The sequence below is a fragment of the Marilutibacter penaei genome (assembly GCF_014145395.1).
Lineage (GTDB): Bacteria > Pseudomonadota > Gammaproteobacteria > Xanthomonadales > Xanthomonadaceae > Marilutibacter > Marilutibacter penaei.
Window position 1 is genome coordinate 175604 of record NZ_JACHTE010000007.1, and the last position, 26030, is coordinate 201633.

Annotated in this window: 25 protein-coding genes and 9 tRNA genes; 8 read left to right on the plus strand and 26 right to left on the minus strand. The window is 68.1% G+C overall.

The genetic code is table 11. The features are described from left to right. Positions 1-27: 27 nt before the first annotated feature. The 6 genes from H4F99_RS11195 to H4F99_RS11220 are packed head-to-tail and all read right to left on the minus strand — an operon-like array spanning position 28 to position 3778. Entirely contained in the window at positions 28-447 is a 420-nt protein-coding gene (locus H4F99_RS11195; RefSeq protein ID WP_220481138.1) for a molybdenum cofactor biosynthesis protein MoaE, read from the minus strand. A gap of 16 nt (positions 448-463) precedes the next feature. Beyond that, positions 464-712, minus strand: a complete 249-nt coding sequence (locus H4F99_RS11200) for a MoaD/ThiS family protein (protein WP_343064201.1) — start codon at positions 710-712, stop codon at positions 464-466. Then, positions 709-1197, minus strand: coding sequence for a cyclic pyranopterin monophosphate synthase MoaC (moaC, locus tag H4F99_RS11205; RefSeq protein ID WP_182669828.1), 489 nt, complete (start codon positions 1195-1197; stop codon positions 709-711). The genes H4F99_RS11200 and moaC overlap by 4 nt, the downstream gene beginning before the upstream one ends. Positions 1198-1216: 19 nt before the next feature. Continuing rightward, positions 1217-2236: a GTP 3',8-cyclase MoaA gene (gene moaA, locus H4F99_RS11210; protein WP_182669890.1), complete on the minus strand. Its 1020-nt coding sequence runs from the start codon at positions 2234-2236 to the stop codon at positions 1217-1219. A 20-nt stretch (positions 2237-2256) separates the two neighbouring features. Continuing rightward, complete coding sequence (locus tag H4F99_RS11215) at positions 2257-3027, minus strand: MBL fold metallo-hydrolase (RefSeq protein WP_343064202.1); 771 nt, start codon at positions 3025-3027, stop codon at positions 2257-2259. A gap of 1 nt (position 3028) precedes the next feature. Beyond that, positions 3029-3778: a 3-deoxy-D-manno-octulosonic acid kinase gene (locus tag H4F99_RS11220; protein WP_182669829.1), complete on the minus strand. Its 750-nt coding sequence runs from the start codon at positions 3776-3778 to the stop codon at positions 3029-3031. Between the two features lie 39 nt (positions 3779-3817). Between H4F99_RS11220 and H4F99_RS11225 the strand changes: the two genes are divergently transcribed. Together H4F99_RS11225 and H4F99_RS11230 are read left to right on the plus strand one after the other, a co-directional pair. After that, a complete protein-coding gene (locus H4F99_RS11225; protein ID WP_182669830.1) occupies positions 3818-4894 on the plus strand; it encodes a glycosyltransferase family 9 protein in 1077 nt (358 codons plus the stop codon). Beyond that, entirely contained in the window at positions 4894-5244 is a 351-nt protein-coding gene (locus H4F99_RS11230; RefSeq protein ID WP_182669831.1) for a hypothetical protein, read from the plus strand. Before H4F99_RS11225 ends, H4F99_RS11230 begins: the two co-directional genes overlap by 1 nt. 9 nt (positions 5245-5253) lie before the next feature. Here the strand turns inward: H4F99_RS11230 and H4F99_RS11235 are convergent, their stop codons facing one another. Continuing rightward, the gene (locus tag H4F99_RS11235; RefSeq protein ID WP_182669832.1) at positions 5254-5664 is read right to left on the minus strand and encodes a DUF6165 family protein; all 411 of its coding nucleotides are present in this window, start codon (positions 5662-5664) and stop codon (positions 5254-5256) included. Positions 5665-5819: 155 nt separating this feature from the next. Between H4F99_RS11235 and H4F99_RS11240 the strand changes: the two genes are divergently transcribed. Continuing rightward, a tRNA-Ser gene (locus H4F99_RS11240) sits at positions 5820-5910 on the plus strand. A 156-nt stretch (positions 5911-6066) separates the two neighbouring features. Beyond that, on the plus strand, positions 6067-6771 hold the full coding sequence (locus tag H4F99_RS11245) for a PP2C family protein-serine/threonine phosphatase (RefSeq protein WP_182669833.1): 705 nt from the start codon (positions 6067-6069) through the stop codon (positions 6769-6771). Positions 6772-6806: 35 nt separating this feature from the next. On the opposite strand, the gene dnaQ is transcribed toward H4F99_RS11245, so the two are convergent. The 3 genes from dnaQ to H4F99_RS11260 all read right to left on the minus strand — a co-directional run bounded on the left by dnaQ (position 6807) and on the right by H4F99_RS11260 (position 8715). Further along, entirely contained in the window at positions 6807-7538 is a 732-nt protein-coding gene (dnaQ, locus tag H4F99_RS11250) for a DNA polymerase III subunit epsilon (RefSeq protein WP_182669834.1), read from the minus strand. A 72-nt stretch (positions 7539-7610) separates the two neighbouring features. After that, positions 7611-8069 carry a ribonuclease HI gene (gene rnhA / locus H4F99_RS11255; protein ID WP_182669835.1) on the minus strand — a complete coding sequence of 153 codons (459 nt, stop codon included), beginning with the start codon at positions 8067-8069 and terminating at the stop codon, positions 7611-7613. 7 nt (positions 8070-8076) lie between these two features. Further along, positions 8077-8715, minus strand: a complete 639-nt coding sequence (locus tag H4F99_RS11260) for a class I SAM-dependent methyltransferase (RefSeq protein WP_182669836.1) — start codon at positions 8713-8715, stop codon at positions 8077-8079. Between the two features lie 188 nt (positions 8716-8903). Between H4F99_RS11260 and gloB the strand changes: the two genes are divergently transcribed. The 3 genes from gloB to H4F99_RS11275 all read left to right on the plus strand — a co-directional run bounded on the left by gloB (position 8904) and on the right by H4F99_RS11275 (position 11783). Next, positions 8904-9695 carry a hydroxyacylglutathione hydrolase gene (gloB, locus tag H4F99_RS11265; protein ID WP_182669837.1) on the plus strand — a complete coding sequence of 264 codons (792 nt, stop codon included), beginning with the start codon at positions 8904-8906 and terminating at the stop codon, positions 9693-9695. Next, positions 9692-10918 carry a lytic transglycosylase domain-containing protein gene (locus tag H4F99_RS11270; RefSeq protein ID WP_182669838.1) on the plus strand — a complete coding sequence of 409 codons (1227 nt, stop codon included), beginning with the start codon at positions 9692-9694 and terminating at the stop codon, positions 10916-10918. Before gloB ends, H4F99_RS11270 begins: the two co-directional genes overlap by 4 nt. Positions 10919-10988: 70 nt before the next feature. Continuing rightward, on the plus strand, positions 10989-11783 hold the full coding sequence (locus tag H4F99_RS11275; protein WP_182669839.1) for an enoyl-ACP reductase FabI: 795 nt from the start codon (positions 10989-10991) through the stop codon (positions 11781-11783). A 108-nt stretch (positions 11784-11891) separates the two neighbouring features. Here H4F99_RS11275 and H4F99_RS11280 read toward each other — a convergent pair whose 3' ends face one another. From H4F99_RS11280 to H4F99_RS11345, 14 genes are all read right to left on the minus strand, one after another. Continuing rightward, complete coding sequence (locus H4F99_RS11280) at positions 11892-13862, minus strand: SurA N-terminal domain-containing protein (protein ID WP_182669840.1); 1971 nt, start codon at positions 13860-13862, stop codon at positions 11892-11894. Positions 13863-14032: 170 nt separating this feature from the next. Continuing rightward, positions 14033-14109 (minus strand) — tRNA-Asp (locus H4F99_RS11285). 135 nt (positions 14110-14244) lie between these two features. Further along, positions 14245-14321, minus strand: a tRNA-Asp gene (locus tag H4F99_RS11290). 46 nt (positions 14322-14367) lie between these two features. Next, positions 14368-14442 (minus strand) — tRNA-Val (locus tag H4F99_RS11295). A 66-nt stretch (positions 14443-14508) separates the two neighbouring features. Continuing rightward, entirely contained in the window at positions 14509-14781 is a 273-nt protein-coding gene (locus H4F99_RS11300; RefSeq protein ID WP_182669841.1) for an HU family DNA-binding protein, read from the minus strand. A gap of 239 nt (positions 14782-15020) precedes the next feature. Beyond that, on the minus strand, positions 15021-17459 hold the full coding sequence (lon, locus tag H4F99_RS11305; RefSeq protein ID WP_182669842.1) for an endopeptidase La: 2439 nt from the start codon (positions 17457-17459) through the stop codon (positions 15021-15023). A gap of 231 nt (positions 17460-17690) precedes the next feature. Next, positions 17691-18980 carry an ATP-dependent Clp protease ATP-binding subunit ClpX gene (gene clpX, locus H4F99_RS11310; RefSeq protein WP_182669843.1) on the minus strand — a complete coding sequence of 430 codons (1290 nt, stop codon included), beginning with the start codon at positions 18978-18980 and terminating at the stop codon, positions 17691-17693. A 162-nt stretch (positions 18981-19142) separates the two neighbouring features. Next, complete coding sequence (clpP, locus tag H4F99_RS11315) at positions 19143-19769, minus strand: ATP-dependent Clp endopeptidase proteolytic subunit ClpP (RefSeq protein WP_182669844.1); 627 nt, start codon at positions 19767-19769, stop codon at positions 19143-19145. 173 nt (positions 19770-19942) lie between these two features. Then, positions 19943-21238, minus strand: coding sequence for a trigger factor (gene tig / locus H4F99_RS11320; protein ID WP_182669845.1), 1296 nt, complete (start codon positions 21236-21238; stop codon positions 19943-19945). A 173-nt stretch (positions 21239-21411) separates the two neighbouring features. Further along, a tRNA-Leu gene (locus tag H4F99_RS11325) sits at positions 21412-21496 on the minus strand. Between the two features lie 82 nt (positions 21497-21578). Then, positions 21579-21654, minus strand: a tRNA-Lys gene (locus H4F99_RS11330). Between the two features lie 77 nt (positions 21655-21731). Then, positions 21732-21808: transfer RNA gene (locus H4F99_RS11335), tRNA-His, on the minus strand. A gap of 24 nt (positions 21809-21832) precedes the next feature. Further along, positions 21833-21909: transfer RNA gene (locus tag H4F99_RS11340), tRNA-Arg, on the minus strand. A 33-nt stretch (positions 21910-21942) separates the two neighbouring features. After that, a tRNA-Pro gene (locus tag H4F99_RS11345) sits at positions 21943-22019 on the minus strand. A 165-nt stretch (positions 22020-22184) separates the two neighbouring features. Between H4F99_RS11345 and H4F99_RS11350 the strand changes: the two genes are divergently transcribed. Continuing rightward, the gene (locus H4F99_RS11350) at positions 22185-22940 is read left to right on the plus strand and encodes a Bax inhibitor-1/YccA family protein (protein ID WP_182669846.1); all 756 of its coding nucleotides are present in this window, start codon (positions 22185-22187) and stop codon (positions 22938-22940) included. Positions 22941-23543: 603 nt separating this feature from the next. Here the strand turns inward: H4F99_RS11350 and H4F99_RS11355 are convergent. Further along, positions 23544-24884, minus strand: a complete 1341-nt coding sequence (locus tag H4F99_RS11355) for a Na+/H+ antiporter NhaC family protein (protein ID WP_182669847.1) — start codon at positions 24882-24884, stop codon at positions 23544-23546. A gap of 134 nt (positions 24885-25018) precedes the next feature. Then, entirely contained in the window at positions 25019-26026 is a 1008-nt protein-coding gene (locus H4F99_RS11360; protein ID WP_182669848.1) for an isocitrate dehydrogenase, read from the minus strand. Positions 26027-26030 lie beyond the last annotated feature (4 nt).

Below are 26030 nucleotides of genomic sequence, written 5' to 3' on the forward strand. Positions count from 1 at the left end.
GGACCAGCCTACCCCGCCAGCGCCGGTTCAGTCGCGCGGAGCGCCTTCGTCGGGATGTTTCCAGCCCGCGTCGCCGTCGGCATAGGACTCCCGCTTCCAGATCGGTACGCGGGCCTTCACTTCATCGATGATGTAGCGGCACGCCTCGAAGGCAGCCCCGCGGTGCGCGGCACTGACGCCCACCCACACGGCGAGCTCGCCGATCGCGACGGCGCCATGGCGATGCACGCAACGGGCGTCGAGGACCTCGAACTTCGCCAGCGCCTCGTGGATCACCGCCTCCCCTTCGCGCGCAGCCAGTGCCGGGTAGGCGTCGTAGTGCAACGCCACCACCGCACGGCCTTCGTGGTGGTCGCGCACCCAACCCTCGAAGCCGGCGTAGGCGCCCGCGCGGGCGTCCAGCAATGCCTCGCGCAGGGGAGCGACGTCGAAAGGGCGGTCGGACAAGTCGAACCGTCGCACCTCAGCCCCCCGACACCGGTGGGATGAAGGCCACCTCCGTGCCGGCGCGCGGCGCCTCGTCCCAGCTTGCGAAGGCGCCGTCCACCGCGACCCGCAGGCGTTCGACCGGGAACGCGAACCCGTGGCAGGCCTGCAGGTGCGCGTAAAGATCCCGAAGGGCAGGCGCATCGGTCTGCACGGTTTCCTCGGCCCGTCCCGCCGCGTCGCGCAGGCTGGCGAAGTACAGCACCGTCAGTCGGACACTGCTCACAGCGTCCCCACGTCGCGACGCCCGCCGCGCTTGCCGAGCAGCTTCGCCGGGCCCAGCACGATCCGGTGCGACAGGGCCTTGCACATGTCGTACACCGTTAGCGCGGCCACCGTCGCGCCGGTCAACGCCTCCATCTCGACGCCGGTGCGATGCGTGGTGCGCACGCTGCACTCGATCCGAAGCACGTTCGCGCCGTCCCAGTCGATGCCGATGCGACAGCCGTCGATCGGCAAGGGGTGGCAGAACGGGATCAGCTCATGTGTACGCTTCACCGCCATCGTGCCCGCGATCACGGCGGTGTCGACGATGCCGCCCTTCGCACTGCGAAGGCCGCTGTCACGCAACTGTGCGGCCACTCCGACCGGAAAGCGGACCCGGCATTCCGCGCGTGCCTCCCGCCGGGTCGATGTCTTGTCCGAAACATCGACCATGGCCGGACGCCCGTCCGGGTCGAGGTGCGTGAGCGTGCGCGATCGCGAGGTCATGGCTGCATTGTAGGCCGGCTCAGCCGCCCACCAGGTACATCTCCACGTGCCGGCGTCCCGCCGTACCGCTGCCGCGCAACTCGCTGTATCGATCGGCACGCGCCGACCAGATATCCGCGACACGTGCCGCCAGGGCATCCCCGCCCTCCGCCAGGGCCGGCCGCAGGTCGTGACCCGTACCCGCGAACAGGCAGGTGTAAAGCGTGCCGTCCGCCGACACCCGGGCGCGATGGCAGTCGCCGCAGAACGGCGCACTGACCGAACTGATGAAACCGACCTCCCCCGAGCCGTCCTCGAAGGCGTAGCGTTTCGCCACTTCGCCGCGGTAGTGGGGGTCCAGCGGCCGCAACGGCCAGCGCGCGTGGATGCGGTCGCGCAGTTCCGCCGACGGCACCACGCCTTCGGGCCGCCAGCGATTGCAGGTCCCCACGTCCATGTACTCGATGAAGCGGACCACGATGCCGCTGCCCCGGAAGCGTTCGACCAGCGGCAGCACCTCGCCCTCATTGACGCCACGCTGGACCACGCAGTTGAGCTTGATCGCGTCGAACCCCGCCAGGCGCGCCGCCTCGATGCCGGCAAGCACGTCCGGCACGCGCCCGCGCCCGCCGGACATCGTCGCGAAGATACCGGCATCGAGCGCATCCAGGCTGATCGTCACCCGCCTGAGACCGGCTTCGCGCAGGGCGGGGGCATGCCGGGGCAGGAGGACGCCATTGGTGGTCAGGGCCATGTCTTCGATGCCGTCGATCCGCGCCAGGCGCTCCACCAGCCGCGGCAGGTCCCGCCGCAGCAGCGGTTCGCCACCGGTCAACCGGAGCTTGCGCATGCCCAGCCGTACGAAGGCGCGCACCAGCCTTTCGATCTCGTCGAAGGACAGCCGCGATGCCGCGTCGAACCCATGGTCCTCGGGGATCTCGTCCGCGGGCATGCAGTACGGACAGCGGAAGTTGCACGCCTCGATCACCGAGAGGCGCAGATCGTGCAGTGGACGGGACAGCCGGTCGCGCGGCGGGACGCCCGGCACGGCCGGGTCCACGCCCGTCGGCGCGGCCGCGCTCACGTGTGCTCCACCGGCAAGGCCACCGGATCCGCCAGCGGCAGGAGCTCGCCGGGCCGCAGGATGCGATGGCCGCGCGCCTCCAGCGCTTCGCCATCGGCCTGGCTGGCATAGTGATACAACACGCAACGCGACAGCAGGGCCGCCGGATACTCGCGCTCGAGATCGTCGATGCCGCTGTGCGACGGGTTGCCGGTCAGGCCGCAGTCGTGCGCGATGAGTTCGCCCGCGTCGGCGGCGCGTGCGAGCTGTTCCGGAATCGGACGGGTGTCGCCGGTCCAGACCAGACTCCCTCGCAGGCGCAGTCCGAATGCCGTATCGGGCCAGTGGTGGCGCGTCGGGAATACCTCGAGTCGCTGGCCTTCGTGCCAGAAATGGTTGCCGACCGGGATCACGTGGAACGCGTCCCAGAAGTTCACGCCGCCCTCGGCGAGCGCGTTGGGATAGCTGCCGACCCGCTGGTGCAGCAGCGGGACGAGGGGCGCGGGCACGTAGACCCGTACCCGTCCCCGCCAGGCCGGATCGAACCAGCTCTCGACGAACAGCCGCTCGAAACCGGCCACATGGTCCAGGTGGGTATGGGTGACGAACAGTGCGCGCGGTGGCGCGCCGTAGTGGGCCAGGAACGCGGTCAGGCCCTCGCCGCCGCAATCGATGGACAGCCAGGGCAGGCCCTCGCGCTCGACGGTCGCCATCGCCGAGCCGAGCTCGACGGCGGACGCACTGCCCACCCCCTGCAACCGCAAGTGCCAGGCGGAACGCGCGCCCACTTCAATATCCCCGCGCCCACACGGCGTCGTAGGCCGACCGCAGCCGCTGGAAATCGTGCAGCACCTCGTCCGGGCTGCGTTCCCCGCGCAGCTTCAGCAGCGACCGCCGGAGCCGCGCGAGGTTGCGCTCGCGCCAGCCGGTGGCGGGAATGCGCAGCGCCCCCCGGTCGAGGTCGATCACCCACCCGTTGCCCGCCGCGTTGAACAGCAGGTTGTGTGCATTGAGGTCGGCATGGTCCAGGCCGACGCGGTGGGTCCGCGCGACCAGGCGGCCCGCGGCTTCCCATGGGGCGCCATCGGCGGCCACCGTGGCCCGGTCGGCCAGTGACCGCACGTCGTCGATGCGATCGAGCAGGATCGCCGCCTGGTAGCGGAAGCCCTCCCGACGGTAGTAGGCCGCGATCGGACGGGGCACCGGCAGCCCCCGCTTGATCACGCTGCGCGCCAGGCGGAACTCGGCGAAGCTGCGCGTGCGGTTCGAGCCGTGCCACAGGTAACGGTCGCGGCTCAACTGCGCGGCCATGCCCCCCCTCAGGTACCTGCGCAGCACCGCGGGGCCCACCGGCGTGTCCACGAACCACGCGCCGCCCCGGCCGCCGCTTTCGACCGCGCGCGCCTTGTCGCCCCAGAACCCAGGGGAGAACCATTCGGGTCCAACTTGCCGCAGGCGTTCGAGGTCGAAGAGAATCGCGCCATAGCCGTCGCCGTCGCGGAATGGCGTCAGGCCCTCGGTAGCGTCGTATCCGGTCATCGTCCCCGGAGTCTAACAATTCAAACGCCCCGTTCACCCATGCCCGAAGCCCTTCGTTCCCTTTGCCTGCTCAGGCTCTCAGCGCTCGGCGACGTGACCCACGTCCTGCCCCTCGTGCACACCCTTCGCAGTGCCCGGCCGGACCTGAGGCTGTCGTGGGTCATCGGACGCGGCGAGCATCGCCTGCTTGAAGGCCTGCCCGGGGTCGACTTCATCGAATACGACAAGAAGACGGGACTTGCCGGCATGCGCGCGCTGCACCGGACGTTGCGGGAGCGGCTGGGGCCCGACGGCCGCTTCGATGCATTGCTGCAGATGCAGCTGGCCCTCCGGGCCAACGTCCTGTCCGGCTTCGTCCCGGCCCGTCGCCGGATCGGTTACGGCCGCGAACGCGCGAAGGAACTGCACGGGCTCTTCGTCAACGAACGCATCCCCGAGCGCCCGCGGCAACACGTGCTCGACCTGCTGGGCAGTTTTTCGGAACCCTTGGGTATCGTGCGCGACGAAGTCCGCTGGGAACTCCCGGTGCCGGCGGAAGCCCATGCATGGGCCGCCGCGCAATGGGAACGGGACGGTCGCCCCACCCTGATGGTCTCGCCCTGCTCCAGCCACGAACGCCGGAACTGGCGACCCGAACGGCACGCCGCGCTGGCCGACCATGCCGCCGCGCTGGGCTGGCGCATCGTGATCTGCGGCGGCCGCAGCCCGCTGGAAAGGCAGACCGCCGACGCGATCCGCGGCGCGATGTCGCACCCGGCCCTCGACCTGGTCGGCAAGGACACCTTGAAACAACTGCCGGCCCTGCTGGCCCGCGCGGACCTGCTCGTCACCCCGGACTCCGGCCCGATGCACATCGCCAACGCCATGGGGACGCGCGTGCTGGGCCTCCACGCCGCCAGCAATCCGCACCGGAGCGGCCCCTACAGCGACCGCCGCTATTGCGTAGACCGTTATGACGACGCCGCGCGCCGTTTTCTCGGCAAGCCCGCGGACGCCATCCGCTGGGGCACCAAGATCGAGAACGAAGGCGTGATGGACCTCGTCACCGTCGAAGATGCGATCGCCGCGTTCGAGCGCTTCCGCGCCGACCACCCGACCCCGAAGGAGATGCGCTGATGGCATCCTGGTTCACCGTCATGGCCCCGCTGCTGCCCGAACTCGTTCGCGCGGCGCGGCCGATCTTCACCCGCAACGCGGAACCGTCGCAGGTTCCCAAGCAGATCGCGGAACTGCAGGACGCCGTGTTGCAGAACGACCAGGCGATCAAGACCCTGGCGTCCGAGATGGAGCAGACCCTGCAGGGCCTGACCGGCGCCTCGCAGCAGCTCGAAACGACCCTGCTCGGCCTGCGTCATGCGCTCGGCGCGCAGGAGAAGCGCCTGGCACGGGCACAGCTGCTGTCGACGGTCGCCGTGACCGCCGCGCTGCTTGCCTTCGCCGTGGCCGCCTATGCCTTGGCGCGTTGAGTCGCGCCTTCAGGCCGTCCCGCTGCCGGTACCATAGTTCTGGTAGGACTTCTCCTCGACGTAGGACGAGCCCAGTGCCAGGTTGATGTCCTTCTTGATCCGCGCGCGGGTGTCGTTCTCGAAGTAGACGCTGCGGGCCAGGCGGACGAATTCCTCGTCGAAGGCCTGGGCCTTCTCCTTGAGCCGGATGTCGTCCTCGATCTCCCACAGGCGCTCGTTCACTGCCTTGAGGTCGGCCCTCAGGCGGACGACGTCGTTGCCTGCCGCCGGATGCGCCATCCACGTCCGCTCCAGCGCCGACAGCTCGTTGCGCACGTTCGCGAGCTTGGCCTCGTCGGTCATCCGCTCCGACTTGATCTGCAGGATCGCGATCTTGTCCAGCAGCTCACCAAAGGATACGGGGACCAGGATCTCGGACATCGGAGCGACCTTCATGAACGGAGCGGCCAGTGTATCGCGCCCGGCTGCACCGCGGCTTGACGCCCCGGCCACGCCTGCATCGACACCCTTGCCGGCGTCCGCCGCGGACCGTATGATGGCGCCCCCGCGCCCGTTGGCGTTGCCGACGGGACACCGGAGAGGTGGCAGAGCGGTTGAATGTACCTGACTCGAAATCAGGCAGGCGTTAATAGCGCCTCGGGGGTTCGAATCCCCCCCTCTCCGCCAGATACCGGAACCGCCCCCGCAAGGGGGCGTTTTTCGTGGCCGCCCGGACCTGCGCGGCGGCGGCGGCGATGCCCGCGCTTGCGTCCCGGCCGGATGCCGTCGAAGATTCCGTTGACCCTTCCAGCGAGGCCATGACGCGACCGGCGTGCCCAGCCCATGATTGAATTCGGACACCTGACGCATGCCGGCCTGCGCCGTGAACTCAACGAAGACACCTATTACGGCGACACCGAGATGGGGCTGTGGCTGGTCGCCGACGGCATGGGCGGCCACGAGTACGGTGAAGTCGCCAGCGCGCTGGCCCGCGAGACCATCGTGCGCGAGGTCCGCGACGGGACGCCGCTGATCCAGGCCATCCGCATTGCCGACGAAGAGATCATCCGCAGTTCGCGGCGAAGGCACGATGCGCTCCCCATGGGCACCACGGTGGTCGCCGCGCGCGTGCAAAGCCACCGGTTCGAAGTCGCGTGGGTCGGTGACAGCCGCGTGTATCTATGGCGCGATGGCCAACTCGTCCAGCTTTCCCAGGACCACAGCTACGTGCAGGAGCTGATCGCGAACGGTGCGATCACCCATGAGCAGGCGCGAAAACATCCGCACCGCAACGTCGTGACCCAGGCCCTGGGGGTCACCGACCCCCGCAACCTGAACGTCGAGACCATGACGGGGGAACTGCGGCCGGGGATGCAACTGCTGCTTTGCAGCGACGGCCTGACCGAGGAGGTCGAGGACGGCACGATCAGCCGCGTCCTAGCCCAGCAGGACTGCAGCGCCCAGGAATGCGTCGACACCCTGGTGGCGGCTGCTCTGGACGGAGGCGGCTCCGACAACATCACCGTGGTGCTCGTCCGCAGCCACTGAGGTTCGCCCCGCGTGGCTGGCGGACCCGTCGCCCCTCAGCCCGCAACCGGCAGGTCCGTTTCCGGCGCGTCCCACACGGCGTGCCCGGCCTTGCTCCGCAGCGTGGCCAAGCGGGCCTGGTGGGCGGCCATGTCCTCTGGCGGCACTTCCACGCGCGGGCGTGGCTGTGTCCCCTGCCCCCTGAACATGCCCAGCCCGGCGCTCGCGGGACCGGCTGCCTCGGCCGTATCGCCGAAACCGATCTCTTCCTGCCCCGACGTCAGGCCGATATAGACCTCGGCCAGCAACTGCGCATCCAGCAGCGCGCCGTGCAACTGCCGGTGCGTGTTGTCGACGCCGAGGCGCTTGCACAGGGCATCGAGCGAGTTGCGCTGGCCCGGGAACCGCTGCCGCGCGAGCAGCAGGGAGTCCTCGATCGCGCAATGGTCCGCCAGCTTGCCGTACTCGCGACCGGCCAGGCGCAACTCGTTGTCCAGGAACCCGACGTCGAACGCGGCGTTGTGGATGACCAGCTCCGCGCCCTTCACGAAATCCAGGAACTCCTGGGCGACGTCTTCGAACACGGGCTTGTCGGCCAGGAACTCCAGCGTCAGTCCCGTGACTTCCTGCGCACCGGCTTCGAACTCGCGGCGGGGATTCAGATAACGGTGGAAGGTGCGACCGGTCGGACGTCGCTCCAGGAACTCAACGCACCCGATCTCGACCACGCGGTTGCCGCGTTCCCACCTCAGGCCGGTGGTTTCAGTATCGAGGATGACCTGGCGCATGGAATTCGTGGGTGCTTGGAGGCGCCCACTGTGCCCTGTCGGGCCCGGGCCTGTCACCCCGCGATCGCGTCGTCAGCGTGCCGCCTTGAACTTCAACGCCTGGTCGCGGGCGAGCCCATCGACGCGCTCGTTGTCCGGATCGCCCGAGTGGCCCTTGACCCAGCGCCAGTCCACCCGGTGCCGGCCGGCCGCGGCGTGCAGGCGCTCCCACAGGTCGCGGTTCTTGACCGGATCGCCACCGGCGGTCTTCCAGCCACGGCGCACCCAGTTCGCCATCCATTGGGTGATCCCCTGGCGGACGTACTGGGAGTCCGTGGTCAGGACGACGCTGCAGGACTCTTTCAGGGACTCCAGCCCCATGATCGCCGCCATCAGCTCCATGCGGTTGTTGGTGGTATCGGTTTCGCCACCGCTCAGTTCGCGCTCCCGGCCCTGGTAGCGCAGCAATGCCGCCCAGCCACCGGGCCCCGGATTGCCCAGGCAGGCGCCGTCGGTATGGACCTCGACGGACTTTTTCGATTCGGATGTCATCCAGACATTATGGCGGGCCGGGCGACGGCTGTGAGTCCACCCCCTCCGAGCGGGCCACGATCCGCAGCGGGGCGCGCATCGCGCCCACGCCGGGCTGCAGTCTGAGTTTGCGGACCGCCCCCGGGGGAATCGCGGCGTGCACACGCTTGGTCACGGTCAGCGCAATGCCCGCACGCAGCCGGTCGGCTGCACCGATGCCCGCGTCGTCGTCGTCCGGGTACCAGAGGGGCCCCAGCCACTGCAGGCTGACCGCATCGACCGAAAATCCGGCGCGCCGCAGGGCCGCCTGCCAGTAGCCCGGACCATGGGCGCCCAGGCCACTGCGCCACCAGCGTGTCCGGTACGGGCTCCAGGGGTTCAAAGTCGCCAGCCACAGCACCCCTCCCGGTGCGAGGACCCGCCTGCATTCCTCCAGCACCGCCCGCGTATCGCCATACGCGTCATCGAGCGCATGTTGCACCAGGATCGCGCCGAAGCTCTCGTTGGCCAGCGGCCACGGCAGCGCGGCCCGGACATCCCCCCTAAATCCCCGCGCCTCGCGCCGCAGGCAGATACCCCGGCCGATGTCGCGCTGGGGCGGCTCCGCGCCTGGTACCCCGAGCCAGACCCAAGGCAATGCAGGGATCCCCGCCAGCATGCGTGCCATCGCCCGGGACTCCGCCGCGAGCAGTCCTTGCCCGTCCAGGCCGGAAAACCACTCCGGTCCCGCTTTCGGGATGCCAGGTTGACGCAGGGGACGATGCGGGGGCATGGTCGGCGGTACCGGTCGGGCCGTATCGGAGCAGTCAGCCGCAGTACAGCCCGGATCCCGCGCAAATGCAACGGAGCGTCACCATGCGGCTGCGAGCCCTGCCTTCGCGACAGGACAATTACATCTGGACGCTGGCGGACGCTACCGGTCGCGCCATCGTGGTCGACCCCGGCGAAGCCGCCCCGGTCCTGGAGGCCGCCGCGGCCGGCCTGGAACCCGTTGCCATCCTGCTCACGCACCATCACTACGACCACGTGGACGGTACCGCCGCACTGCTCGCGCGCTGGCCCCACCTGCCGGTATTCGGCCCCGCGGACGGGCGCATCGAAGTCCCGGTGCGCACCTTGGCCGAGGGCGACCGGCTCGAGTTGTTGGGCCTGGAGGTCACGGTACTGGCCGTTCCCGGCCACACGCTCAGCCACCTCGCGTTCCATGTGACGGAACCGGACACGGGCGGCACCGGCGGCGGCTGGCTGTTCTGCGGGGATACCTTGTTCAGCCTGGGGTGTGGGCGGCTGTTCGAAGGTACGCCGGATCAGATGCACGCATCACTGATGCGCCTGGCCGCCTTGCCCGACGCGACCGCCGTCTGCTGCGGCCACGAGTACACCCTGTCCAACGCCGCCTTCGCGCGTGCGGTGGACCCCGACAATGCGGCCCTGCAACGCCGCACCGAGGAGGCCCAGGCCATGCGCGAATCCGGACACCCCAGCCTGCCCAGCACGCTTGCCAGCGAGCGCGCCTGCAATCCGTTCCTGCGTTGCGACGCACAGGCGGTGGTCAATGCGGTGGCCGGATGGCTGGGCCGCCCGGCAGGGGATGCGACCGGAACCTTCGCCGCCCTGCGGCGCTGGAAAGACGGGTTCGCCGGATGAGCCGGCTCCACGGGCGCCTCGCCCGCGCCGTTTCAGGCATCGGCCTGTGCCTGCTGGCCGGCAGCGGATGGGCCGCCGAATCCGCGCCCGCGCCCGCCGGCGCCGTCGAACCGCTTGCCGCCGTTTCAGGCGATCCCTCGCCCGCCCCCCTCCCGGCCGGCCAGCGCAGCGGCCGGGAGATCTTCGAGGCCTTCAGCAGCGGCCTGTCCGACCAGCAGTGCAGCACCGGCGTCAGCGAGCGCTGGAGCCGCCACTTCGCGCACGCGCCCGATCGTCTCGCCCAGCAGGGGGATGGCCTGCTGCCCCTCTTCGGGTACGTGGTGGATGAGCTGCGTCGCAACCACCTTCCCACCGAATACGCCCTCATCCCGTTCGTCGAGAGCGGCTACAAGCCCGCAGCCCGCAGCCCGGCAGGGCCCGCCGGCATGTGGCAGATGATCAAGGTCACCGCGCGCAACCATCAGGTGCCGATCACCGGCCAGTACGACGGTCGCCTCTCGCCGGTGGACTCCACCCGTGCGGCGGTTCGCTACATCAAGACCCTGCATGGCATGTTCGGAGGCGACTGGCGGCTGGCCGTGATGGCCTACAACGCGGGCGAGTACCGCGTGTTCGGGGCGCTCAAGCGGGCAGGCGTCGAAGTCCGCGATGCGAGCCCGCAGGACCTGCCGGGCATGCCCGGCATCACCCAGGCGTATGTACGCAAGATCCACGCCCTGTCCTGCCTGATCGTCGATGCCGGTGAAGACGCCGACTGGCTTCGCGCGGTCGACCGCCCGGTCGCCCGCTTGCAGCCCCTGCCCGTCCCTGCAGGCACGCGGAGCATCGAAGCCTTCGCGGCGGAAGCCGGGCAGAGCACGGCGCGGCTGGAACGCCTCAATCCGATCCATGCCGATGGTCGCATCCGCCGACCGGGCAGCGGCGAGACCTGGCTGCTCGGCGTGGCGGGGCCTGCCGACGCCGCGCGCACCACCACCCTGGCCGACGCCTCGGCCGCGGTGGCAGCGGACGCCCCCCTGGACGAAGCGGATGTCGATCGTACGGCCCACCCGCGCGTGCATACGGTGGCCCGGGGCGAGAACCCGTGGACCATCGCGCGCCGATACGATCTGCAACTGGACGAACTGCTCCAACGCAACAACCTGCAGCGCGACAGCGTGCTCCGGGTCGGCCAACGGCTCCAGCTGACCGCCGAAGGCGACCATACGGCTCCCCCTCGATAGTTCAGGCCAGTAGACTTGGGGCTCCCGGCGGACCGCATGCGCGTCCCGCCCCACCACCGAGGGAGTTTCCATGGGTTTCCTGCAAGGCAAGCGCGCACTCATCACCGGCATCGCCAGCCAGCGCTCGATCGCCAGCGGCATTGCCGAGGCGATGCACCGGGAAGGCGCCGAACTGGCCTTCACCTACCAGAACGACAAGTTGAAGTCGCGGGTCGAAGCCGCGGCCAGCGAGTACGGCAGTGACATCGTGCTGCCCCTCGACGTGACCGACGATGCCCAGATCGACGCCTGCTTCTCCGACCTGGGAAAGCGGTGGGACAGCCTGGACATCGTGGTGCACGCGATTGCGTTCGCCCCCCGCGAGGCGATCGCCGGCCAGTTCCTTGACGGCCTGACGCGCGAGAACTTCGCACTGGCGCACGACATCTCGGCGTACTCGCTGTCGGCGCTCGCCAAGGCCGCGCGGCCCCTGATGCAGGGACGCAATGGCGCGGTCCTGACCCTGAGCTACCTCGGCGCCGAGCGGGCACTGGCCGGCTACAACCTGATGGGCGTCGCCAAGGCCAGCCTGGAGGCCAGCGTGCGGTACCTCGCCTACAACCTTGGCCCGGACGGCACCCGGGTCAATGCGATTTCGGCCGGTCCGATCAAGACACTCGCGGCATCCGGCATCGCCGGCTTCCGCAAGATCCTGGGCCACGTGGAAGAAAACGCACCGCTTCGCCGCACCGTCAGCATCGAGGACGTCGGAAATGCCGCTGCCTTCCTGTGCTCGGACCTCGCGTCCGGTATCACCGGCGAGATCACCTACGTGGATGCCGGGTACAACATCCTCGGCATGACCGGCATCGGCGACGCCGACTGATGATCCGGGGTCCGGCGCACGCGCGCGTCGGACCCACCGTCGCCGGATGAAAAAAGCCCCGGTCCATGGCCGGGGCTTCGTCGTTCTACGTTGGAGGGCAAGCGCGCCTCAAAGGTTCTCCTCGAACACCCTGACCTGCATTCGCAGGCGCTGGCTGCGCGTGTATGCCTGCGCATCATCGTAGCCCCTGACCTGCTCGAGCTGGCCTTTCAGCATCTCGCTCTGTGCCGCATTGATCGCCGTGTCGTCGCCCGGCGTCACGGCCTCGATGACGAAAAGCGCGATGGTGCCGTCCTCCATGACTTCCATTCCGGGGGTCGGCGCCTCGCCCGAGGGTGCCTGCGCAGCAAACATCGCCCGGTTGATGGCTTCGTTGGGAACCGGCATGCCACGCTGCAGGCCCGGTATCGGGTTCGGCTCCGCCAGACCTTTCGATTCGGCCACCGAAGCGAGCGTCTCGCCCGCCTTGAGGCGCCCCAGCAACGCGGCCCCCTGGCGACGGGCGGCTTTCCGCGCACGATCCGCACGCACCGCGGCATCGACCGTCTCGCGAACCGCATCGAGCGGCTGGGTGGACGACGCCTGGTGGGCGGTCACGCGCAGTACGACATGGCGACCGGCTTCGATTTCGACCGGATCGCTGATCGTGCCGTCCTGGATCAATACCTCGTCGAACGCCTCGCGCTTGACGGCCGGGAACGCCAGTACGCCGTCGCTCGCATCCCGCGCGACCGGACCGACGGTCTGCACGTCCAGGCCCGTCGCGGATGCGACGCCGGACAGGTCATTGGGGTTCTTGTAGATCTGGTCGACGACGCGCGTCACCAACTCGTTGGCCGCGCTGGCGCGATCGGCTTCGGCCTGTTCGCGCGCCAGCGTGTCGCGGACCTGCTCGAAGGGCTCCTGCGCCCCCGCCTTGATCTCGCGCAGCTGGATCACGTGCCAGCCGAACTCGGTCTCGACCGGTTCGCTGACACCCGGGGCCGCCATCCCGAACAGCGCTTCCTCGAACGGCGCGACCATCATGTCCTTGCCCACCCAGCCCAGGTCGCCGCCCATGTCGGCCGAACCCGCGTCATCGCTGTTCGCCTGTGCCAACGCCGCGAAATCGGCGCCGTCGGCGCGGGCTTCGCTCGCCAGTGCACGCGCCTTGTCCTCCGCCGCCTTGCGCGCGGCGTCGTCGGCATCCGCCGGCACTTCGATCAGGATATGCGAGGCGAGACGTTCCTCGGGTTCGACGAAACGGGCTTTCTCGTCTTCGTAACGCGCGCGCAGGACCGCCTCGCTCGCCGCGGCGGGGGCCGGCAGGTTGCGCGCGTCCACGTCGACATACTCGATCGTCACCGTTTCCTGGGAAAGGAAATCCTCGGGATGCGCCTCGTACCAGGCCTGTGCGTCGGCATCGCTGACCGCCGCGGTATCCTCGGCCGGCGGCACCAGCAGCAACTGCACGTCCCGCCGCTCCCCGATAAGGCGGACCAGGCGCTCCATCTCCGCACGGGTCACGAAGCTGCTGTCCTGGACGCCCACCGGAACCAGCGTGACCTGCAGGCCGTCACGGATCGTCGCCTCGAACTGCTTCGGCGTCTGGGCCTGCGACGCCAGGGCCATCTGGTAACGCTGCGCATCGAAGCTGCCATCCACCTGGAACGCCGGGATGTCCTGGATCGTGCTGCGAACGAGCGCGTCGCTGGCGACCACGCCGTCGTCGTACGCGGCGATCTTCAGCACGCGCTGGTCGACCAGCTTCTCGAGCACCTCGCGCTTGCTGTCCAGGCTCTCGAATGCGCGCGGATCGAAGGCATCGCCCTGCTGGGCACGACGCTGGCTGCGTTCCTGGTCGAAAGCCTGGCTGAACTCCTGGACAGTGATGACTTCTTCCTGCCACAGCATCGAGGCCGGCCACCACGACGGCGCGGCCGGCCACCAGCGCGGCGGCGCCTCGATACGTGCCGCGGTGCTGTTGCCGCCCTGCACGAGGTACTGGTCGATGCCGAAAAGCGCCAGGGGCACGATCAGGATCGCAATGACGATGGTGCCGAGCAGGCCGGAGGATTTTTCGCGGAGTTTCTGCAGCATGTTTCGAGTCGCATCAATGCGGAAGCCCGACAGTCTACCGCGCTTCAGCGCCGGGCGAAGCCCCGCCAGGCCTTTGCATGGCCCGTGCGTCGGGCAGGTATCCACGGGCCGGCGATGCAGGGACGCAAAAGAAAACGGCACCCCGCGGGACGGGGTGCCGTTGCATGGAATGGCGGAGCGGACGGGACTCGAACCCGCGACCTCCGGCGTGACAGGCCAGCATTCTAACCAGCTGAACTACCGCTCCGCGCCTTGAACCTGCAGCATGGCGATGCCCTGGGGCCTCGCCCTGGCCGCCACTTCCCGCGCTTTCCAGCGCCAACGGGAAACAACGGCCCTCACTCAATGCGAAGGCGCCCGCAAGGGCGCCCTCGGGTACGACTGGCGGAGCGGACGGGACTCGAACCCGCGACCTCCGGCGTGACAGGCCAGCATTCTAACCAGCTGAACTACCGCTCCGCGCTTGAAACTGTTTCCGGGCTTTGCTTCCCGGACACTGGATGCCTGGTGGGTGCTGAGGGTTTCGAACCCCCGACCCTCTCCTTGTAAGGGAGACGCTCTACCACTGAGCTAAGCACCCGGTGTGTCCGTCGGCACCGTCCCGCGGGTTTTCACCCGCTTCGACCAGTGCCGCCGGCCGAGCTCGTTAGTTTACTGCATCCTTCAGCGCCTTGCCAGCCTTGAATGCAGGATTCTTCGAAGCCTTGATCTTGATGGTCTCGCCCGTCTTCGGGTTGCGACCCTGACGCGCGGCGCGCTTGCGGACCTGGAAGGTACCGAAGCCGACCAGCGTCACGGTGTCGCCCTTCTTCAGCGCCTTGGTGACCACGCTGACGACGCCGTCGACGGCGGCCGCGGCATCGGTCTTGGACAGTTCGGCGGCCTCGGCGACGGCCTCAATAAGCTCAGCCTTGTTCATTCGTTTTGACTCCCTTTGCGGACATGGCCGCATTGTTCTGAAGATCGACGCGCCCCTTGGCCCGGGTCATGCACCCGGAAGACGCGGTAGATCGAGGTGACCACGCTCTACATCATGCGGCATGACGACCGGCGCGGTTGCGGTCGTTATACCAGTGGCCGCGCGAAAGGCGCAAGCCGGAAAGCCAGCAACCACGCGGCTTTCAGCCCTCCGACGGCAATTCCGACCAGCGGACACGATCAATGCTTGACGTCCGCCTGCGAGGTCTGCTTGCCTCGCCGGCGCACCGGCACATCGGCGGGGCCGGAGACCGGGGCCGGCGACACCGGCCGTTCAAGCGCGATTTCCAGCACTTCGTCGATCCACTTGACCGGCTTGATGTCCAGGCCCTGCGTGACCGCCTTCGGCAGGTCGACGAGATCCTTCCGGTTCTCCTCGGGAATGATGACGGTGGTGATGCCGCCGCGCAGCGCCGCGAGCAGCTTTTCCTTCAAGCCGCCGATGGGGAGCACGCGACCGCGAAGCGTGATTTCACCGGTCATCGCCACCTCGGCCCGCACCGGATTGCGCGTGAGCATCGACACGAGCGAAGTCGCCATCGCGGTGCCCGCGCTGGGACCGTCCTTGGGTGTCGCCCCCTCGGGCACGTGCACGTGCACGTCATGCTTCTGCAGGAAGTCCAGGTCGATGCCCAGGCTCTCCGTGCGTGCCCGCACCACCGACAGGGCCGCCGATGCGGACTCCTTCATCACGTCGCCCAGGTGCCCCGTCAGCAGCAGCTGGCCCTTGCCGGGAACCAGGGTGGACTCGATCTGCAGGAGGTCGCCACCGACCTCCGTCCAAGCCAGTCCGGTCACCAGGCCGATCTCGTTCTCTTCTTCCGCGCGACCGAAATCGTACCGTCGCACGCCCAGGTACTTGTCCAGGTTCTTCGGCGTGATGCTGACGGCATTCTTCTTCGCCCCACCCTTCGGCGCGGCAGGCCCGGCCAGCGCGATCTCGGTGACCACCTTGCGACAGATCTTCGCCACCTCGCGTTCGAGGCTGCGCACGCCGGACTCACGGGTGTAGTAGCGGACAAGGTCGCGCAACGCGGCCTCGGAGACCTTGATCTCTCCGTCCTTCAACCCGTTCGCCTTGATCTGCTTGGGCAACAGGTAGCGCATCGCGATGTTGAGCTTCTCTTCCTCGGTGTAGCCCGGGATGCGGATGACCTCCATCCGGTCCAGCAGCGGGCCGGGGATGTTGAGCGAGTTGGAGGTCGCGATGAACATCACCTCGGACAGGTCGAGGTCGACCTCGAGGTAGTGGTCGTTGAAGGCGTTGTTCTGCTCCGGGTCCAGCACTTCCAGCAGCGCGGAAGACGGATCGCCGCGGAAGTCCATCGACATCTTGTCGATCTCGTCCAGCATGAAAAGCGGGTTCTTCGTGCCCGCCTTGTTGAGGTTCTGGACGATGCGGCCCGGCATGGAGCCGACGTAGGTCCGGCGGTGGCCGCGGATCTCGGCCTCGTCGCGCACGCCACCCAGCGACATCCGCACGAACTTGCGGTTGGTCGCCTTGGCGATGCTCTGGCCGAGCGAGGTCTTGCCCACGCCCGGCGGGCCGACCAGGCACAGGATCGGGCCCTTCATCTGCTTCACCCGGGTCTGCACGGCCAGGTACTCGAGGATCCGCTCCTTGACCTTCTCCAGGCCGAAATGGTCGGCATCAAGCACGTCCTGCGCGGCCTTGAGGTCCTTGCGCACCTTGCTGCGCTTCTTCCACGGCACGCCCAGCACCCAGTCCAGGTAGTTGCGCACGACGGCCGCCTCGGCCGACATCGGCGACATCTGCTTCAGCTTGTTGAGTTCGTTGCGTGCCTTGGCCTCGACCGGCTTGGGCATGCCCGCCTCGGCGATCTTGCGGGTGAGTTCGTCGACGTCGTTGGGGGCGTCGTCCATCTCGCCGAGCTCTTTCTGGATCGCCTTCATCTGCTCGTTGAGGTAGTACTCGCGCTGGCTCTTCTCCATCTGCGACTTGACCCGGCCGCGAATGCGCTTCTCGAGCTGTTGCACGTCGATCTCGCCGTCGACCAGGCCGACCAGCTGCTCCAGGCGCTCGCCGATGCCGTGGGTTTCCAGCAGCTTCTGCTTGTCGGCCAGGCGCACGCCCAGGTGCGCCGCGATGGTGTCCGCGAGGCGCCCCGGCTCGTCGATGCCGGCGAGCGTCTGGATCAGCTCGGGGGGCAGCTTCCGGTTGGTCTTCACGTACTGCTCGAACAGGCCCATCAGGGAGCGGCTGATCGCTTCCAGCTCGCGGTCTTCCCGGTCGAACCCGGGCTCGACGACTTCCGCCTGGCCCGCCAGAAAGCCGTCCACCGCGTTGATCGCGTCCACGCGCACGCGCGACACACCCTCCACCAGCACCTTGATGGTGCCGTCGGGAAGCTTCAGCAGCTGGAGCACGTGGGCCAGCGTGCCGGTGGCGTACAGGTCGTCCGCGGTGGGGTCGTCCACTTCGGCCGATTTCTGCGCGACCAGCAGGATGCGCTTGTCGGCCTCCATCGCCACGTCCAGCGCGCGGATCGACTTGTCTCGGCCGACGAACAACGGGATGACCATGTGCGGGAACACGACGACGTCGCGCAGCGGCAGCACCGGCAGGTCAAGTGTCTCGCGGTCGGGGGAATCGGTCATGGGAACTCCAGTACGGGTTTCGGGCCGCGCGGATCCGCACAGGCCGGTGGGCCAGGGCCCATGCGTCGGTTATGGGGGTAGCCGCCCCATGATGCAAGCAGTCCGGTCACGGACTCGCGGCGTGGCGCGGGAATGGCGCGTGAAATCGGACGGATGGCGCCCCGGCGACAGGCCGACCAACGAAAACGCCGCCCCTGGGGGCGGCGTGCCGGACAACAACGGACCCGGGCCTCAGTCGGCCGCGGCCACCTTGGGCGCCGCAGGCGGCGCCTCGTAGATCAGGTAGGGCTCGGACTTGTGGTCGATGACCGACTCGTCCACCACCACCTTGCTCACGTTCTCCTGCGACGGCAGGTCGTACATGGTGTCGAGCAGTACCGACTCGACGATCGTGCGCAGGCCGCGCGCACCGGTCTTGCGCTTGAGCGCCTTGCGCGCGATCGCGGTGAGCGCGTCGGGGCGGAACTCGAGCTCCACGCCTTCCATCTCGAACAGCTTGCGGAACTGCTTGGTGATCGCGTTCTTGGGCTCGGTCAGGATCTTGACCAGGGCCGCCTCGTCCAGCTCCTCAAGCGTCGCGACCACCGGCAGGCGGCCGACGAACTCCGGGATCAGGCCGAACTTGATCAGGTCCTCCGGCTCGACCTCGGCCAGGATCTTGCCGATCTCGACCTTGCGCTCCGCACTCTTGACCTTGGCGCCGAAACCGATGCCACCGGCCTCGGTGCTGCGCTGGCGGATGATCTTGTCGAGGCCCGCGAAGGCGCCACCGACGATGAAGAGGATGTTGCGGGTATCGACCTGCAGGAACTCCTGCTGCGGGTGCTTGCGGCCGCCCTGCGGCGGCACGCTGGCCACGGTGCCCTCGATCAGCTTGAGCAGCGCCTGCTGCACGCCCTCGCCCGACACGTCGCGGGTGATCGACGGGTTGTCGCTCTTGCGCGAGATCTTGTCGATCTCGTCGATGTACACGATGCCCTGCTGCGCCTTGTCGACGTCGTAGTCGCACTTCTGCAGAAGCTTCTGGATGATGTTCTCCACGTCCTCGCCGACATAGCCGGCCTCGGTCAGCGTGGTGGCATCGGCCATGGTGAAGGGGACGTTGAGCATCCGCGCCAGCGTCTCGGCCAGCAGCGTCTTGCCCGAGCCGGTCGGGCCGACCAGCAGGATGTTGGACTTCGCCAGCTCGACGTCGTCGTTCTTCTGCCGGCTCTCGATGCGCTTGTAGTGGTTGTAGACGGCGACGGCGAGGGTCTTCTTCGCACGCTGCTGCCCGATCACGTACTGGTCCAGGACCTCGAGGATCTCCTTGGGCTTGGGCAGGTGGCTGCGTGCCGACTGCGCCTTCTCCTCGAGCTCCTCGCGGATGATGTCGTTGCACAGCTCCACGCATTCATCGCAGATGAACACGCTGGGCCCCGCGATCAGCTTGCGGACCTCGTGCTGGCTTTTCCCGCAGAACGAGCAGTAAAGGATCTTGTTGCTGTCGGCGGGTGTGCGCCCCTGTCGGTCGTCGCTCATGCTCTTGCCCGGATGATACGTGTGGCGTGGATCGCGGGGCGGGCCGGTACACGGACCGCCGCGATTCGAGAATAGCACAGCGTCCCGGTATGGCAGCCATACCGGGACGCGTGCCTAAATGCTTTTGGAATCAACAACCTGGAACTGCCCTTCTGGCCCCGGTCACCCGGCCTGGATGGACTCTTCGGGGCGCCGCTCCAGCACCTGGTCGACCAGCCCGTACTCGCGGGCCGCCTCGGCGCCCTTGAAATTGTCGCGCTCGGTGTCGTGCGCGATGGTTTCCAGCGCTTGGCCGGTGTGCTTGGAGAGGATCTCGTTCAGGCGCTGGCGCATGCCCAGGATCTCGCGGGCATGGATGTCGATGTCGGTGGCCTGGCCCTGGAAGCCCCCCAGCGGCTGGTGGATCATCACGCGCGAGTTCGGCAGCGCGTAGCGCTTGCCCTGCGCGCCCGAGGCCAGCAGCAGCGCGCCCATGCTGGCCGCCTGGCCCACGCAGATCGTGCTGACGTCCGGCTTGATGTACTGCATGGTGTCGTAGATCGCCATGCCGGCGGTGACGATGCCACCCGGCGAGTTGATGTACAGGCTGATGTCCTTCTCGGGGTTCTCCGCTTCGAGGAACAGCATCTGCGCGACGATCACGTTGGCCACGTGGTCGTCGACGCCCCCGACCAGGAAGATCACCCGCTCCTTCAGCAGGCGCGAGTAGATGTCGTACGCGCGCTCGCCGCGGCTGGTCTGCTCGACCACCATCGGCACGAGGTTGAGGGCTTTGGTCCGGTTGTCCATCAGCATGGCACCTGCGGGAATTGGGTTTCGATGCGCCCAACTTGGGGCCAATCGCGGCGCGACGCAAGGGGCGCGCACCATGAAATGCAATGGCCGGCCCGGACCATGCGCGAGGCATGCCGGTGGGCCGGCCATGGCGGGGTCCGGCCACGCAGCGCGCGGCCGGCCTGGCGTTACTGGCGAATCGCTTCGCTGAAGGACAGCGGCTGCTCGGTGTGCTGGGCGCGCTCGGCGATCCAGTCGATCACCTGCTCTTCCATCACGCGCGCCTGCAGGCCGTTCATCAGCTGGCGGTCGTTGCGGTACAGCTCGATGACCTGCTCCGGCTCCTCGTAGGTGGACGCGATCAGGTTCATCGTCTCGTTGAGGCGCGCCGGGTCCAGCTTCAGTTCGTTGCGACGCGCGACCTCGCCGACCAGCAGGCCGACCAGCACGCGCTTGCGCGCCGGATCCGTGAAGCCCAGGTACGCGTCGTCGGGGATGACGTCGATCTTGCGTCCCTGGCGACGCGCCTGCTCGGCGGCCTGCTGGGCCATCGAACGCGCTTCGTTCTCGACCAGGTTCGGCGGCATCTCGACGCTGCTGTAGGCGGCGATCAGCTGCTCGCCGACCTCACGGCGCAGGCGGGTCATCAGGGCGCCCTTGAGCTCCCGCGCGAGGTTGCTGCGGATGTCCTTGCGGAACTGCTCGACGTCGCCGCTCTTCACGCCGAAGCTCTTGATGAAATCGGCATCGACCTCCGGCAGCACCGGCTCCGATACCTTGACCGCCTTGAGGTGCACCTGGACCTGCTTGCCGGCGAACGCCGGCACCCGCCAGTCGCCCGGGAATTCCACGTCGACCGCCTTCTCGTCGCCGGTCTTCAGGCCGACGAGCGCGGATTCGATGGCGGGGAACATCGTGCCCGAACCGATGATGGTGGTGCCGCGCTCGACGCCCTCGGCCGGGACCCGCTGGTCGCCCGCCTGTGACCAGGTTTCGACCTCGACCGCATCGCCCTCCGCGGCGGCACGCTCGACGGCGTTCCAGGTGCGGCGCTGCAGGCGGAGGTTCTCGATCATGGTGTCGATGTCCTCGTCGGACACCTCGGCGGTGTGGCGGACGACCGTCAGCTTCTCGACGTCGATGTCGCCGAAGTCCGGAACCACCTCGAACGTGGCCACGTAGGCCAGGTCATCGCCGGTCGCCGGCTCGATGCTGGGGTTGCCGGCGATCTTCAGCTCCTGCTCGCGCAGCGCGTTGCCGAAACCTTCGCGGACCATGCCGTCGAGGATCTCCGCACGCACCTGCTGGCCGAAGCGCTGTTCGATCACCTTGGCGGGCACCTTGCCCGGGCGGAACCCCTTGATCTTGGCGCCGCGCGCGATCTCGCGCAGGCGGCCACCCACCTGCTCCTCCAGGCGGTCCGCCGGGAGGCTGAAGGTCATGCGGCGCCCGAGGTTGCCGACGGATTCAACCGAAACTTGCATATCCACTCCTGCTACCGGGCTGCCTGCCGCGGCACGATGTTGTTGTGCTGTCCTGGAGCCGTCGCGGGCGCGGGCCACGCGGCGGCGGAACGGAATATTTTCGCCCATCTGCGCGCCGGTTGCCAGTCACGCCGTCCGGATCGGCGGACCGTGGCCGGGCGTCGGGGCCGGGATGGTGCGAAAGGGGGGACTCGAACCCCCACGCCTTGCGGCACTGGAACCTAAATCCAGGGCGTCTACCAATTCCGCCACTTTCGCGATGCCGACCGCCTCGCATTCTAGGCGCGGCGGGCCGGCGGGACACAAAAAAACACCCGGCCGGGGCCGGGTGTCTTCGATTTGGTGGGCCGTCAAGGATTCGAACCTTGGACCTATTGATTAAGAGTCAACTGCTCTACCAACTGAGCTAACGGCCCAAATGCGGAGCGGGACTATACCAGACCGTTCCCGTTTCGCAAACACTTTGCGACGAAACTCCGCCGCGTTCAATCGATGGGGTGGCTGAGGGGATTCGAACCCCCGACCACTGGAATCACAATCCAGTACTCTAACCAACTGAGCTACAGCCACCACAAAAACGGTTCCGACGATCATTGGCGCGCCCGGCAGGACTCGAACCTGCAACCGTCGGCTTAGAAGGCCGATGCTCTATCCGGTTGAGCTACGGGCGCGGGGCCCGCATCTTAACCGGCATTGGCCGGGGTTGGTCGGGGCAGAGGGATTCGAACCCCCGACCCTCTGCTCCCAAAGCAGATGCGCTACCAGACTGCGCTATGCCCCGAGGCCGGATCTTCCGTTGCGCGCCAACGCCGCGAAAGGCCGGCCATTCTGGGCCGTGGCCGGCATCCTGTCAACGCGGGGGACCGGTGCGGCTGAACGGGAGCCATCGTGTATGCTCCCGCTGCGGGTACTGCGCCCGTTCACCCGATCGATACCAGGAGCAAGCATGCGAAGCGGCAATCCGGCCCTGAAGGAATCCACCTTCCTCGACCTCGCCAGCGGCACCGTCGTCCAGGGCGACAGCCAGGCCATGACCCTCAACGGCACGATCAACAAGACCGGCGTGCTGCTGCTGTTGTGCGTGATCACCGCTGCGTTCGCCTGGAACCAGGTCGAATTCACCCCGGAGGGCCCCGTCGGCGCGGCCCCTTACCTGTGGGGCGGCGCGATCGGCGGGCTCGTGCTCGCGCTCGTCACCGTGTTCAAGAAAACCTGGGCCCCGGTGACCGCCCCGCTCTACGCGATCGTCGAAGGCTTCTTCCTCGGCGCGATTTCCGCGATGTACAACCAGTACTTCGATGGCATCGTCATGCAGGCGGTGATCCTGACCTTCGGCACCCTGTTCGCGTTGCTGTTCGCCTACCGCTCGGGGCTGATCAAGGCGACGGAGAACTTCAAGCTCGGCATCGTCGCGGCGACCGGCGGCATCTTCCTGGTCTACCTGGCGAGCATGGTGCTGGGCTTCTTCGGCATCCAGATCCCGCTGATCCACGAGTCCGGCATCGTCGGCATCGGCTTCAGCCTCTTCGTGGTGGTGATCGCGGCGCTCAACCTGGTCCTCGACTTCGACTTCATCGAGACCGGCGTGGAGCGCGGCGCCCCCAAGTACATGGAGTGGTACGGCGCGTTCGGCCTGCTGGTGACCCTGGTGTGGCTCTACGTGGAGTTCCTGCGCCTGCTGTCGAAGCTGCAGTCACGCTGACGCCTCCCGGCCCACGCTCGCACACGACAAGGCGCCTCCGGGCGCCTTTTCTATTAGTTCTTCACCCAAGTCCGGGAAGACGGCTTCGGACGGAGTCACCGCCCATCGGGATGGGGGTTGCTCCGCCCTCCCGACGACGTCCTGTCGCAAAGTCGGGGTGCAAGCCATCCATGGCCTGCTCTCCGCACCCCCCCATCCCGACCGTCGGCGCCTTCTGCAAGCGTGTGGAGACCTGCTTCTGTTGGCATTTCTTCAAGCGCCCGCCCTCTGTCCCAAAGACGGTGAGCCTGGGGTTTGCGTGACCGTGCGCGGCATGGATCCGGCGCACAGCGCCGGACGGGTGGGCCATGGATGGCCCACCCCGGCCTTGCCGCCTGCGCAGGATTGCGCAGGCGAGCAAGCCGCGCCCGAGCCTACATGGACGTATTTTCACGGCGTGTCACGCGAATCGCAGGGTCATCGGCTTCCTCCTGGCATCTCCCCTCCATCGGGGGAAGAACCTGTCAACTGAGGGCCCGGCGATGCCGCCGGGCAAGGCGGATCAGCTGCCTTCTGCACGCCCAGCCCGTCGCCGGGCCTTTTCGAGCGTGATGCAGCCCAGGCTCAGCTGGGCTGGACGACGACGGCCTGCTTCGAAGGCCACAGCATCACGACGATCGCCGCGAGGGCGAGCAGCCAGCAGTAGTAGACCTGACCCGCGATGGCGAGGGGCGAAAGCCCGGCGAGCGATGCGGCGAGCAGGATCTGCGCGCCGTAGGGCAGCAGGCCCTGCATCACGCAGGAAAACACGTCGAGCAGGCTGGCGCTACGCCGGCCACTGATGCCGTGCTGGACCGCGATGTCGCGCGCGAGGTCGCCGCTGATCAGGATCGCCACGGTGTTGTTCGCCGTCAGCACGTCGCTGCCGGCCGCGAGCGCGGCGATGCTGGTCTCCCCTGCCCGGCGCCCGGTATGCCCGCGGGCGAAGCGGGCGATCGTCGAGGCCAGCCAGGCCAGACCGCCGTTGGCCCGGGTCAACGCGGCCAGGCCGCCGATCAGCAGTGCCAGCAAGGTGATCTCGATCATCCCCAGGAAGCCGGTGTAGATGTCGTCGGCGAAGCTGATCGCGTCATAGCCTTCCTCGCCGATCCACGCCCCCATCAGGCCAGCCAGCACGAGCCCGATGCCAAGGACCACGACCACGTTCACGCCCGCCAGGGCCAGCGCCAGGACGGCCACGTAAGGCAGCACCAGCCACGGACTGGCGAGCGTGTCCGGGGCCGTCGTGGGCGCCGTATCGCCGAGCAGCGCCAGCAGGATCACGGTCGCCACGGCGGCAGGCAGGGCGATGCGCAGGTTCTCGCGGAACTTGTCGGCCATCCGGCAGCCCTGGCTGCGGGTGGCGGCGATCGTGGTGTCCGAGATGATCGACAGGTTGTCCCCGAACATCGCGCCGCCGACCACCGCTCCCAGTACCAGGCCGGTATCGAGGCCCGCCGCCTCGGAGACGCCCAGCGCGACCGGTACCACAGCGGCGATGGTGCCCATCGAGGTGCCGATCGCCAGCGCGATGAAGCCCGCGACCACGAACAGGCCGGGCAGGATCAGCGCGGGCGGCAAGGCGCCCAGGCCCAGGCCGACCACCGCATCCACCGCCCCTACTTCCTTGCTGACCGTGGCGAAGGCCCCGGCCATCAGGAAGACCAGGCACATCAGCATCACGTTGGGATGGCCCATGCCGCCCAGCAGCGTGTCCATGGCCGGGATGCCGCGCCGCCAGGCCATCCAGGCCGCCAGCGCCAGGGCCGGCAGCACCGCGACCGGCGCATGCAGTTGGTAGAAGCCCATCGCCTCGCCGCTGGCGGTGAAATACAGGCCGGCACCGAAGAACAGCGCGAGGAACACCAGCAGGGGCAGCAGGGCGGGCGCGCTGGGCTGCACGCCGGGTTCGATCGGGGTCGACATCGCCATATCCGGATACCACTCGAATGGGGATTCTGGGGGTGTCCCGGACGGCTGTCGAGGCGATGCTCGGTGGTCCGAATGCAAACGGGGCGCCCGAAGGCGCCCCGTGCTGCGTCAAGTGCTTCGGGACCGGCTCAGATGCGGCTGGCGATGGCCCGGGCAAAGGACATGGTGTCGCCGGTGCCGCCCAGGTCGGGGGTCAGCGAATCCTGCGCTTCCAGCGTCGCGATGATGGCTTCACGCAGCGCCGTCGCCTTGTCGGGCAGGCCGAGGTGGTCAAGCATCTGCGCCGCGCCGAGCAGTAGCGCACAGGGGTTGGCCTTGCCCTGGCCGGCGATGTCCGGCGCGGTGCCGTGGACGGCTTCGAAGATCGCCGCCTCCGAACCGATGTTCGCGCCCGGCGCGAGGCCGAGGCCGCCCACCAGGCCGGCACACAGGTCGGAGATGATGTCGCCGAACAGGTTGGTGGTGACGATGATGTCGAAGCTCTCCGGGTACATCACCAGCTTCATGCAGCAGGCGTCGACGATCATCTCGTCGCACTGGATGTCCGGATACTCCTCCGCCACCGCGCGCGCAGTCTTCAGGAACAGGCCCGACGTCGACTTCAGGATGTTCGCCTTGTGCACCACGGTGACCTTCTTGCGGCCGGTCTTGCGGGCCAGCTCGAACGCGTAGCGGACGATCCGCTCGGAGCCGCGGCGCGTGACCTTCTGGGTCAGCAGCGCGGTCTCGCCGTCGGCCGACAGCTCCTGGCCCTCGCCGATGTAGGCGCCCTCGGTGTTCTCGCGCACGGTGATCAGGTCGACACCGCCGGGGAAGCGCGACTTCGTGTTGGGGAAAGACTTGGCCGGACGCACGTTGGCGTACAGGTCGAAACGCTTGCGCAGCTCGACGTTGATCGAGCGGAAGCCCTCGCCCACCGGGGTGGTCAGCGGGCTCTTCAGCGCGATGCGGTTCTTGCGGATCGAGTCCATCGTCGCCTGCGGGATCAGCTCGCCGTGCTTCTCCAGCGCGGCCAGGCCGGCGTCGGCCTGCTCGTACTGCAGGCCCAGTTGCATCGCGTCGAGCACGTGCAGGGTGGCGTCCATGATTTCCGGGCCAATGCCATCGCCGCGGATGACGGTGATCGTCTGGGTCATAGGG